The organism is Enterococcus sp. DIV0970a (assembly GCF_051711265.1).
GTDB classification, from domain to species: Bacteria; Bacillota; Bacilli; order Lactobacillales; family Enterococcaceae; genus Enterococcus_D; species Enterococcus_D casseliflavus.
The window spans coordinates 2,366,439-2,378,396 of record NZ_JBIOMF010000001.1 but is presented as its reverse complement, the minus strand read 5'-3'; the positions used below and the strand labels follow the sequence as shown (position 1 = coordinate 2,378,396).

The 11,958-nt window shown below is 42.4% G+C and carries 11 protein-coding genes; 4 read left to right on the top strand and 7 right to left on the bottom strand.

Annotation, left to right across the window (positions count from 1 at the left end):
* Positions 1–85 precede the first annotated feature (85 nt).
* Positions 86–652: a transposase gene (locus IGK14_RS11370; RefSeq protein ID WP_438712259.1), complete on the top strand. Its 567-nt coding sequence runs from the start codon at positions 86–88 to the stop codon at positions 650–652.
* Entirely contained in the window at positions 610–1,497 is an 888-nt protein-coding gene (locus IGK14_RS11365; RefSeq protein WP_412059281.1) for an IS3 family transposase, read from the top strand. The genes IGK14_RS11370 and IGK14_RS11365 overlap by 43 nt, the downstream gene beginning before the upstream one ends.
* A gap of 109 nt (positions 1,498–1,606) precedes the next feature.
* On the opposite strand, the gene IGK14_RS11360 is transcribed toward IGK14_RS11365, so the two are convergent.
* The 4 genes from IGK14_RS11360 to IGK14_RS11345 form a co-directional block, all read right to left on the bottom strand.
* On the bottom strand, positions 1,607–2,413 hold the full coding sequence (locus IGK14_RS11360) for an ABC transporter ATP-binding protein (RefSeq protein ID WP_010749212.1): 807 nt from the start codon (positions 2,411–2,413) through the stop codon (positions 1,607–1,609).
* A complete protein-coding gene (locus tag IGK14_RS11355; RefSeq protein ID WP_154694532.1) occupies positions 2,413–3,333 on the bottom strand; it encodes an ABC transporter permease in 921 nt (306 codons plus the stop codon). Before IGK14_RS11355 ends, IGK14_RS11360 begins: the two co-directional genes overlap by 1 nt.
* A gap of 29 nt (positions 3,334–3,362) precedes the next feature.
* Complete coding sequence (locus IGK14_RS11350; RefSeq protein WP_010749214.1) at positions 3,363–4,340, bottom strand: ABC transporter substrate-binding protein; 978 nt, start codon at positions 4,338–4,340, stop codon at positions 3,363–3,365.
* 497 nt (positions 4,341–4,837) lie between these two features.
* A complete protein-coding gene (locus IGK14_RS11345; RefSeq protein WP_010749215.1) occupies positions 4,838–5,998 on the bottom strand; it encodes a hydroxymethylglutaryl-CoA synthase in 1,161 nt (386 codons plus the stop codon).
* 192 nt (positions 5,999–6,190) lie between these two features.
* Between IGK14_RS11345 and IGK14_RS11340 the strand changes: the two genes are divergently transcribed.
* The gene (locus IGK14_RS11340) at positions 6,191–8,665 is read left to right on the top strand and encodes a hydroxymethylglutaryl-CoA reductase, degradative (protein ID WP_010749216.1); all 2,475 of its coding nucleotides are present in this window, start codon (positions 6,191–6,193) and stop codon (positions 8,663–8,665) included.
* 38 nt (positions 8,666–8,703) lie between these two features.
* Here IGK14_RS11340 and IGK14_RS11335 read toward each other — a convergent pair whose 3' ends face one another.
* From IGK14_RS11335 to IGK14_RS11325, 3 genes are all read right to left on the bottom strand, one after another.
* Positions 8,704–9,423, bottom strand: a complete 720-nt coding sequence (locus IGK14_RS11335; RefSeq protein ID WP_010749217.1) for a hypothetical protein — start codon at positions 9,421–9,423, stop codon at positions 8,704–8,706.
* Positions 9,424–9,537: 114 nt separating this feature from the next.
* Entirely contained in the window at positions 9,538–9,819 is a 282-nt protein-coding gene (locus IGK14_RS11330) for a hypothetical protein (protein WP_010749218.1), read from the bottom strand.
* Between the two features lie 25 nt (positions 9,820–9,844).
* Positions 9,845–10,690: an aldo/keto reductase gene (locus IGK14_RS11325; RefSeq protein WP_005229282.1), complete on the bottom strand. Its 846-nt coding sequence runs from the start codon at positions 10,688–10,690 to the stop codon at positions 9,845–9,847.
* A gap of 163 nt (positions 10,691–10,853) precedes the next feature.
* Between IGK14_RS11325 and IGK14_RS11320 the strand changes: the two genes are divergently transcribed.
* The gene (locus IGK14_RS11320; protein WP_005229284.1) at positions 10,854–11,858 is read left to right on the top strand and encodes a nucleoid-associated protein; all 1,005 of its coding nucleotides are present in this window, start codon (positions 10,854–10,856) and stop codon (positions 11,856–11,858) included.
* Positions 11,859–11,958: the final 100 nt, after the last annotated feature.

Sequence of the window (11,958 nt, the reverse complement as noted above, 5' to 3'; positions counted from 1 at the left end):
TGTGATTACAGCAAAAGGCACGTAGAAATGAAGCGACCCCCAAAAGTTAGACCAAAAAATCTAACTTTTGGGGGTCGTTATTTGTATGGCAAAATATGCTTTTGAATTAAAACTAAAAATCGTTAAAGAATATCTTAGTGGCGTGGGTGGATATCGGTATCTTGCCAACAAATACGTTATTTCAAGCAAGTCTCAAGTAAGTGATTGGGTGAATGCCTATCGTGAATACGGAGAGGAAGGTCTATTGAGAAAGCATCAAAATCAGAAATATTTTGTTCAATTTAAGTTAAATGCGCTAGAGTTATATCAAACAAGTGAGATGTCCTATCGAGAAGTTGCCAGCACTTTAGAAATGAACAACCCTGCGCTTATTGCCAATTGGATGCGTAATTTCAGAGAAGCAGGTATTGAGGGGCTCTCAAAAGAGAAAGGGCGACCACTTACTTTGGCTAGAAAAAAAGAAAACAAAAAAGAAAATACAACAACTGAAGAACGCGATCGTATCAAGGCATTAGAAAAGCAAGTCCGATCCCTTCAAATTGAGAATGCCTTTTTAAAAGAGTTGAGGAAGCTGCGAAAACAGGAAGCCCAGCAAAGACGCAAGAATCAATCGCACGAATCATCGCCAGCCTCCGAGGATCATTCAAACTAGTTGAGCTTCTTGAAACATTGAAATTTCCTAAAGCAACCTATATGTATTGGCAGAAACGGTTTGACAGACCAAACCCAGACCAAGAAATTGAAGAAAAAATCCTTGAAATTCGCAAGGAGCATAAAGACTATGGCTGTCTGCGACTAAAAAAAGAATTAGAGAATCAAGGGATTCATGTCAATAAAAAGAAGATTCAACGTCTGATAAAAAAACTAGGTATCGAAGTAAAGTCTTACACTCGAAAATCTCGACGGTACAATTCTTATCGTGGGAAGGTTGGTACTGTCGCCAAAAATCGTATTCATCGTCGGTTCTATACAAATATCTGTCACCAAAAAATTACAACTGACACCACAGAGTTTAAGTATTATGAAGTAGACACCACAGGTGTCGTTCGTCAGAAAAAGCTGTATTTAGATCCTTTCATGGATTTCTACAATAGTGAAATTCTATCTTATCGGATTTCTGAAAAACCAAACGCACTAGCCATAATGGAAGGATTAGAAGAAGCAATCCAGATGACAAATGATTGCCCATTTCGTAGAACCTTCCATTCAGATCAAGGATGGGCCTATCAAATGAATGCTTATAAGAATAAATTGAAGCAGCATAAAATCTTCCAGAGTATGTCTCGTAAAGGGAATTGTTTAGATAACTCACCTATGGAAAACTTCTTTGGTTTATTAAAGCAAGAGATTTTTTATGGAGAAGTCTATCGGAGTTTAGATGAATTGAAAACAAAAATTGACCAATATATCTATTATTACAACCATAAACGCATCAAAAAGAAATTAAATTGGCGAAGTCCGGTTCAGTTTCGAGAAGCTGTAAAAACAGCTGTCTAACAGTTAATTTTATCGTACAAAAAAGGAGTGGATTTCTCCACTCCATAAAAGTCTAACTTTTTGGGGTCACTACAAAAGGAGGATTCTTTCTACGTGCCTTTTTTGCTTGTTAAGAGCGTAAGAGCAGTTGGTCATCTTTCAACTCAGCACCACTATTTTGATGGAACATTTCCATCAATTCAGGGACCGTCAAATGCTGCTTTTGCTCACCGGCAATGTCTACGACGATCTTGCCTTGATGAAGCATGATCAGGCGATTGCCATAACGAATGGCATCTTCCATGTCATGAGTGACCATGAAAGCCGTCAACTGTTGGGACCGAATCAACTGATCGGTCAATGCCATGACCGTCAATGAGGTTTTAGGATCAAGGGCCGCGGTATGTTCATCTAATAAAATCAATTTAGGCTGCTGCAACGTTGCCATCAAGAGGGTGATGGCTTGACGCTGTCCGCCTGATAGCAAACCGATCTCAGCAGAAAGGCGATTTTCTAAGCCTAAGTTTAGGCTGGCTAACTTCTCTTGGAAAAACGCGCGGTTTTTCGCTTTGACGCCTGTTGCAAATCCGCGGACTTGGCCGCGTTTGTAAGCCAATGCTAAATTTTCTTCAACGGTCAAACGAACCGCGGTCCCCATACGTGGATCTTGAAAGACCCGACTAATATCTTTTGACCGTTTGGTCACGGATAAACGAGTAATGTCTTTCCCATCTAAGGTGATTTTTCCTTGTTCTGTTGGGATCGTTCCTGCGATACTGTTTAAGAGGGTCGATTTTCCAGCACCATTCCCACCGATGATCGTAATAAAATCACCGGTATTCATCGTCAGGTCAATGCCTCGCAAGACATGGTTTTCATTGATCGTTCCTTTTTCAAAGATTTGGTGTAGATTCTCGATTGTTAAGACTGAAGTCATTAGGATTGGCCTCCTTTGGTTTTTGGCAGCATCTTTTTGAGTCCTAGTTTTGAACGAAGCTGCGGTAAGGAGAGGCAGATGACTAAGACGATTGCAGATGCCAATTTGATATCGTTGGCCTCGACATTGAATTCAAATACGACGGCCAAGATAAAGCGATAAACGATTGCCCCGATCACGATGGTGATCAATCGCAAAAGCAAAGATTTATTGGCAAATAAAACTTCTGCAATAATGATCGATGCTAAACCGATCACGATTGTACCGATCCCTGAGTTCAAATCAGCGAAGCCATTGTTTTGGGCTAAGAGGGCACCAGAGAGGGCGATACAGCCGTTAGAGATCATATAGCCGATAATCTTCATGTTATCAGTGTTGATGCCGTTGGCCTCGCTCATAGCTAAATTGTCGCCCGTCGCTCGCAACGCTAAGCCGATTTCTGTACGGAAAAAGAGGAACAAGCACAAAATGACGATTGCTGCGAAGAGAAAGCCTGCAAGAATCACGGCATTGTTTTTGGTCAGTCCCATGGCTTGAAATTGGGTGAAGACCGTGTCTTGTCCCAGCAAGGCGATGTTGGGAGCACCCATCACACGATTTGTGATGGAATACAGTCCAGTCATCGTGATGATCCCCGCCAATAAGGCAGGGATTTTTAGTTTTGTGTGCAGCAGACCAGATACTAAGCCGGCTACCATGCCGCCGCCAAAGCCCATCAGACTCGCTAAAATAGGCGAGAGACCATTCGTAATACTGATTGCTGCGATCCCTGCGCCTAAGGGGAAACTCCCTTCTGCAGTTAAATCAGCGATATCTAAAATTCGGAAGGTCAAAAATACCCCGATCGCCAGCAATGCCCAAAGGATCCCTTGAGAGGTGGCAGATTGTAGTAAGAGCAATAATGTGTCGACTAAATTCATATGATTTCCTCAAATCTAAGTTAGTATGGTTATTCTGGTGCAGTGATGCTGGCAGGATCAATTCCTAAAGCAGCAGCCATCTCTTCATTGACGACTAACTCTAAATTATCCGCTGTTTCAACGGGCGTCGTTGCTGGCTCTGCATCGCCATCCAAAATTTTCGCTGCTAGTTTCCCTGTTTGAATGCCAAGGGATTTATAATCAATACCGTAAGTTGCTAGGGCACCATCATCGACTTGTTCTACGGAACCAGCGACGATCGGTGTTTTGGTTTCTTTGGCCACTTCGCCGACGATTGCAGCAGCAGAGGCAAAGGTATTATCTGTTGGAACATAAATGCCGTCAACATCTTTTGCAAGGCTGGTGGTTACTTGTTGCACATCATTGGTTGTATTGGCGGTCAATACTTTTACATCAACGCCCGCAGCTTTTAAGGCTTCTTCTGCCAAGTCAGCTTGGATTTTTGAATTGGCTTCACCTGCGTTATACATAATGCCGATCGTTTTGGCATCAGGCACGATGCTTAACAGCAAGTTGATCTGTTGCTCAATCGGTACCATGTCTGAAGTACCGGTGATGTTGCGACCAGGTTCTTCATTTGAATCGGCCAATTTCGCTCCAACTAAGTCAGTGACTGCGGTAACTACGATTGGGGTATCGGTCGTTTCATTTGCTAAAGATACAGCAGCAGGGGTGGCAATGCCTAATAAAAGATCTGGTGAGGCATTCACTAGGCGTTCGCTCATACTTTTTAAATTGTCTTGACTGTTTTGCGCATTTTGGTATTCGATCGTTAGGTTTTCACCTTCTGTGTAGCCCGCTTCTGCTAAGCCTTCTTTGAATCCTTCGTAGGCTGCATTCAAGGAGCCATGTTCGACCAATTGTAAGACACCGACTGTTTTTGTTCCGTCGTTTTCTTCCGAAGTGTTGCTTGATTCTCCGCAAGCTGCCAATGCCAGTAGGGAAGCTGTCAGTAACCCAGTCGTGATCCATTTTTTCATTTTCATTGTAATTCCTCCTATGATCGTCTCTTTTTTATGGGGGTTTACCTGAACAAAAAAATCCATTCAGACAATCGTCTAAATGGATTCGATCCTATACCAAGCGTAAACGTATATTGGCAACCATTTAGAAGATTTTCTACATGGCAGCAAGTTCAAGTTAAAATGCTTTAGCCATCATAGATACAAACAAAACTCGTTTTTGGTTTGCATCCATAATGTGATATGAATACAAACTATCTAAAGTAGCTAAAGTAAAAGGTATTCAGTTGTGGGGATACGGTCGTGTTTAACATAAAAAGTTCCTCCAAACTTGAATTGATTTTAGTATAGACAAAAAAAAGCGGACTGTCAAATGTTTTTCCTGAATTATCTGAAAATTTTTGAATAACATGCAGAAAATGTTTGGAAAACAAGTTTTGTTTCAATCATTTTCAAAGAAAGAAAAAAACTTTGTTCCTTCAAGCTTTTTAGCTAAAAAAGAAGCAAAGTTTTTTTCAGGGTCATTCGTTTTCTTCTTTATAATAACGAATGGTATTTTTGATTTCACGAATACTATAAAGCAGATCATCTTCGAAGGATTGATCTTGATCGATATCGATCGTCTCATTGAACATCGCTTCGTATTCAGCGATCGTTAGCTTTTGGCGGTCATCGAGCAACGCTTGGTGTGCCGCTTGCGCCAACTGTTTTTCATAGCCAGGTACCAACAAGCCGCTGAAAAATTCAGCAACCGCTCCTGATCCGTAGCTAAATAATCCGATTCGATCATTTGCTTGCAGGCTAGAGGAATTTTCCAATAAAGAGATCAAGCCCAGATACAGTGAACCAGTATACAAGTTGCCGGTACGACGGCTGTAAACGATCGATTCTTCATAGCGAGCCATCAGGCGTTTTTGTTCTGTTTCATCTTCTTCGGCAAAAACAGCCAACAAGGCTTTTTTACCCATTTTTGTATAAGGGATATGGAAGCTCAAAGCCGCATAATCTTTTGCTGTCCGCTGATTTTTTTCGCAATGGGCTTGCCAAACTTGTTTGAAAGAATCGATATAAACGGCATTTGACAAATGACCATCTACCATTGGATATTGATGTCCTACTGGACGCCAAAAATCATAAATATCTTGCGTCAACATCAAATTATCATTTTCAAGCTGCAAAATTGCTGGATCCGCCGAGATCAACATAGCAACAGCTCCCACACCTTGAGTGGGCTCGCCACCAGAAGCTAAGCCATAACGGGCGATATCTGAAGCCACGACCAAAACTTTGCTTTGTGGATTGGCTTGTACATGGGCTTTGGCAAATTGTAAGCCCGCCGTTGCGCCGTAACACGCCTCTTTGATTTCAAAGGACCGTGCAAATGGCTGGATACCTAATAGGCGATGCAAAACCACTGCCGAAGCTTTTGATTCATCGATGCCAGATTCTGTTCCGACGATCACCATATCAATTGCTTGTAAATCTTCTTTCGAAAGGATATCTTTTGCCGCGTGCATGGCAAAGGTGACGATATCTTGTGTTTTTTTATTGACCGCCATTTGATCTTGACCGATCCCGATCGTAAATTTATTCGGGTCTACCTCTCGGGCGTGAGCTAGATCAACCATATCTATAAAATAGGGGGGGACAAAGAAATTTATTTTATCAATACCAACGTTCATTCCGTCGCTCCTTTATGTTCTACATACTTAGTAGGCTACACGTTCTAAGGTATCATATTTTTTGAAAAAAATGAAAAAGAATTGATTAGAATTTAAACTTTATTAAAGAAAGTAGAAAAGGGTGCGACAACCGAATGTGGGGTATTCTTTTTTGGAGGATTTAATGATATATTTCAAGAGGAGGTGACGTACGTGGAAGAAGTTGTCATTATCGACGCACTAAGAACGCCAATTGGCAAATACCATGGGTCATTAAAAGAATATACAGCGGTAGAATTAGGAACAGTCGCTGCAAAAGCCTTGTTGGCAAGAAACCAACAAGCAAAAGAACATATCGCACAAGTGATTATCGGAAATGTGCTACAAGCAGGCAGTGGTCAAAATCCAGGACGCCAAGTTTCCTTGCAAAGTGGACTTTCCTCAGATATTCCAGCCTCAACGATCAACGAAGTATGTGGTTCGGGAATGAAAGCGATTCTAATGGGGATGGAGCAAATTCAATTGAACAAGGCATCCGTCGTATTGACTGGTGGGATTGAAAGTATGACGAATGCGCCGCTCTTTAGTTATTATAACAAGGCGGAAGATCAGTATTCAGCCCCGGTGTCAACAATGATGCATGACGGATTGACAGATGCTTTCAGCAGCAAGCCGATGGGACTGACGGCTGAGACGGTAGCAGAAAGATACGGGATCACTCGCAAAGAGCAAGATGAGTTTGCCTACCACTCACAAATGAAAGCTGCCAAAGCGCAGGCAGCAAAGAAATTTGATCAAGAGATCGTGCCGTTGACTGAAAAATCAGGAACCGTTTTACAGGACGAAGGCATTCGCGCCGCTACGACAGTCGAAAAATTAGCTGAATTAAAAACAGTTTTCAAAAAAGACGGTACGGTGACTGCTGGGAACGCCTCAACCATCAATGATGGGGCGGCCATGGTCTTGATCGCGTCAAAAAGCTATTGTGAAGAGCATCAGATTCCTTATCTGGCAGTGATCAAAGAGATCGTCGAAGTCGGTTTCGCCCCAGAGATCATGGGAATCTCACCAATCAAAGCAATCGATACGTTACTGAAAAAGCAAGCACTGACGATTGAAGATATCGGTATTTTTGAGATCAATGAAGCCTTTGCAGCTTCTTCGATCGTAGTAGAACGTGAACTTGGTTTGGATCCGAAGAAAGTCAACCGTTACGGCGGGGGCATTTCACTGGGACATGCCATTGGAGCGACTGGCGCGCGGATCGCAACGACCGTCGCTTATCAGCTAAAAGACACCCAAGAGCGCTATGGAATCGCCTCTTTGTGTGTCGGTGGCGGATTAGGGCTAGCGATGCTGTTAGAAAATCCTTCGGCGACTGCAAGTCAAACGAATTTTGATGAAGAGTCGGTATCAGAAAAAACAGAAAAAAAAAAGTTCTACGCCCTCGCGCCTAATGAACGATTAGCCTTTCTTGAAGCACAAGGAGCGATCACAGCAGCAGAATCCTTAGTTTTTCAAGAAATGACACTAAACAAGGAAACTGCTAATCACTTGATCGAAAACCAAATCAGTGAAGTAGAGATCCCGTTAGGCGTAGGGCTGAACCTGAAGGTGAATGGCAAAGCATACAATGTCCCGTTAGCCACAGAAGAACCCTCGGTGATCGCAGCGATGAGCAATGGAGCAAAAATGGCTGGGCCCATTACGACGACCAGTCAAGAACGTTTGCTTCGGGGCCAGATCGTCTTTATGGATGTTCAGGATTCGGAAGCGATTTTGGCAAAAGTTGAATCCGAGCAAGCAGCGATCTTTGCAGTGGCGAATGAGACGTATCCTTCCATCGTGAAACGCGGCGGTGGATTGCGAAGAGTGATCGGTCGGAACTTCTCGCCAGCAGAATCTGACTTAGCAACCGCTTATGTGTCGATCGATTTAATGGTTGATGTCAAAGATGCGATGGGCGCCAATATCATCAATTCGATTTTAGAAGGAGTGGCAGAGCTTTTTCGCAAATGGTTCCCAGAAGAAGAAATTCTCTTTAGTATTTTAAGCAATCTCGCTACGGAATCGTTAGTAACAGCCACTTGCTCGGTGCCTTTTGACAAATTGAGCAAGAACGGAAATGGCAGACAAGTTGCCGAAAAAATTGTTCATGCAGCTGATTTTGCCAAGATCGATCCATATCGTGCCGCTACCCATAACAAAGGGATCATGAATGGCGTTGAAGCGCTGATTTTGGCTACCGGAAACGACACTCGCGCCGTTTCTGCCGCTTGTTATGGCTATGCTGCCTGTAATGGCCGCGTGCAAGGGTTGACTTCCTGGGCAATCGTAGAAGACCGTTTGATTGGTAGTATCACACTGCCGTTGGCGATCGCCACAGTCGGGGGTGCCACAAAAGTATTGCCAAAAGCCCAAGCGGCGTTGGCATTGACTGGTGTTGAAACGGCGAGTGAGTTAGCTTCGCTGGCGGCAAGTGTCGGGTTGGTTCAGAATCTGGCAGCGTTGCGGGCATTGGTTTCAGAAGGTATCCAGCAAGGTCATATGAGCATGCAAGCCCGTTCATTAGCTATTTCAGTTGGAGCAAAAGGAACCGAGATTGAACAGCTGGCAGCTAAGCTGCGAGCTGCGACTCAAATGAACCAAGAGCAAGCCCGTAAATTTTTAACCGAAATACGCAATTAAAAAAGGTTCTCTAGGCATTTGTCTAGAGAACCTTTTGTTTATCGTTTCGAAATCGCCGTGTGGGCATACGCCTCGATCAATGGAATGACTTCTAATTTTACTTTGTATTTGCGCTCTAGCGCAGTTTCGATGGTAAAAGTATCACTTTCTGTTTCAGAAATCGTTGCTAGAACACGATCTTCTTTCGGGGAAGCTTCGATCACGATCGTTTCTCCTGAAGATTGTTTGGCAGAAAATTTAGGGAATGCTGCGATTTTTTCAGCAAATGCTGAAAAAGTCATTGTGTTGTCAGCAGTATCAGCCATTGTTTCAGTTGCTTTTTCTACTTCTTTAGTTGATGCAGAGGTAGTCGGTGCAGCCGCTTCAGCTGGTGCTGATTCTTCCTTCACTTTCGCTGGTTCTTTTGCAGGAGCGGGTGCCGTACTTTCTTGCGGATTGGTCGGCAACCAGTAAGCAGCGATCTCATCGACTAAGTTATCGCTGAAACGATCAAGCAAACCAGCTTCTAAGCGTTGGATTCGTTTCACGACGATTTTGAAGTTCTCATCTAAAGGAACAGCGATTTTTTGTTCTTTTGGCGTTTCCTTCAACAATTCAATCAATAATTCCTCTTGGTTTTTAGGATTGATATACACAGTCGTCGGAAGGTCAAACTTATCTGCTGTTTTGCGCTCGATCGCTGTAAACAACTGTTGTCGAGCTGTTTCATAAGACGGGCGGAATTGTTGTTTCAATTTTGCTAATTGTTTCTTTTTCATAATCTTCTCCTCTCGATCACTATCGATTATAAGGAAAATTTGCAGAAAAGAACAGTGATTCTCATGAAAAAATACAAAAAAATTTATATACTTCCTGAAAAAACACCAACGCTGCTAAAAAAGCGGCGCTGGTGTTTCTACTAGATCATTGATTTGATGGTACTTGGGCATCAGGACCAAAAGGTCATTTTCTCCAGTTGCGACTAAGTAGTTTTCCCAAAGAAAAAAGCGTGGTTCCCCAGTAAGTTTCTCGGTCAGCATCTGCTGATAGTCGCTAGACGACCATTGACGCGCCGGGAAATGTTGGACTTTGCCTGGCCATACAAGAAAAACAAAATCAGCATGTAAGGCTTTTTGAACAGCAGGGGAGAGGTGAATCAAATCAGTTGTCTTCATAGGCTTCTCCTTATAGAGAGTGAAATTAAAACCCTGTCGTATCTGGATTGGTCGCTTTCCCAACCACACCATCTAATTGATCGATCGTTTTCATGTCCTCTTCAGATAGCTCAAAATCAAAGACGTGAATGTTTTCTTCGATCCGACTTGGTGTGACTGATTTTGGTAATGGCAAGAAACCATGTTGTAAAGACCAGCGTAATGCAACTTGAGCGATTGATTTTTGATGCTTTTCAGCTAATGCTTTCATTTCTGGTACATCAAAGATCTTCCCAGTACCTAATGGGCTGTATGCTTCAAGCAATACATCGTGTTCTTGGCAATAAGTCACAACTTCTTCTTGTAACTCGCCAGGTGCAAGGAAAATTTGATTGACCATTGGGAAGATAGTCGCTGTTTTTTTCAATTCTTCAAAATGATGTGGTAAGAAGTTGCTGACGCCGATCGCTTTGATTTTGCCTGCTTGATACAACTCTTCAAAAGCACGCCATGTTTCTGCGTTCGCTGTTTGCCAATTGTCGCGAAAAGCCACTGGATTTGGCCAATGGATCAAGAAAAGATCGATATAGTCTGTTTGTAATTTTTCTAAAGATTCTTCAAAAGAGGACATCACAAGATCATAAGAATGGTTCGCATTCCATAATTTTGTAGTCAAGAAAAGCTCTTCGCGGGGAATGCCGCTTTCTTTGATCGCTTGACCAACACTGGCTTCATTTTTATAGCCTTGTGCTGTATCAATATGGCGGTAACCTACTTCCAGTGCTTTTTTGACTGATGCTACGGCAACGTCGCCGTCTGGTGTTTGCCATGTGCCAAAGCCTAGCTCAGGGATGGTCACATTGTTTGATAACGTATAGCTGTTCATGTTCATTCCTCCGTTTTCTGTGATACTTCTAGTTTAGCAGACGAGGCAGGAATTTCCAATGATTGCACCTTTTAAAAAGAAAGCGAATGTTGAAGGAAAATGCCGATTCGCTCTTGTCAGTTCGCCTATTTATTTTGTACACTAGACAAATGGATAAGGAGCGTAACCAATGGATATTTATTTGAAACATGCGATTTTACACATTGTGGACCGTCAAACAGGCGATCCAGTTTTTTCTCAAGTTGAACTTGATTTAACAACGGAATACATTCGTGATTATTTGACGAAGAAAATACAGAAACTTGCTACACCGCAAACCAAAACAGGTCGTTTACTCGAAACTTCAACGATCGCTCAATTGGTCAAACAAGCACCAGACGACTTTATCGCAGCCAGTGAAGCGATCGTGCAACGCTGGTATGAAGCGTACAAGGAAAGTGAAGATGCGCCAAGTGCGGATGCGTTTGTCGTCTTATATGAATTAGATACAAGAATGCAGCTGGCTTTTTTGAAGGTCAATTATCAAGATGGCTATACGCATTTTATTGATAATGGGGAGGCTGGGATCGAAAATAATTTGATTTTGCATCGTGCCTTACTAGCAGGTAAAACCCAAAAGGCAGATGAAGGAATCACGATCGATGTGGAGAGCTTAGACTTTGAACTGATTGAAAAGAAATATAGCTTTTCAGGTGAAAAATACGCCTACTTTTCAACAAAAGTCATTGATGCCGAACCGATCCCATCTTTAGAAGAAAATGTCAAAGTCATCAAAAAAGTAGCCGAAAAAATTGGTCAGAAATTTGAAACACCCACCTATAACGTTGTTGCCGATTTGAAAGAAGCGGTCTACGATACGATCGAAGAGTCTGGTCATATCGATGTGAGTGAAGTGGCGCAAAAAGTCTTTAAAGACAATATTACTGCTCAGCTTTCATTTCAAGAAGAAGTGGTTGAAAAAGGATTCGTCAATCAAGCACCGATGATGCGGGATGTTCGTGAGATCTCGGAGAAAAAATTTGGTAAGCAAAAACTAAAATTATCGAATGGAATCGAATTGATCGTTCCTTTGGATGTTTACCGAGATCCGAATTTGATCGAATTTATCAATAATCCCGATGGCACGATTTCCGTAACGATCAAAAATGTAGAAGAAGTGATCAATCGGATGTAACAAGAGCTGTTTCTAAGCAGAAGATGGCAGAACAAGTACAAAAAAGCGGCTCTTTGTCAATAATGAAAATGGAGCTGAAGAATCAATTCTGATTCATCAG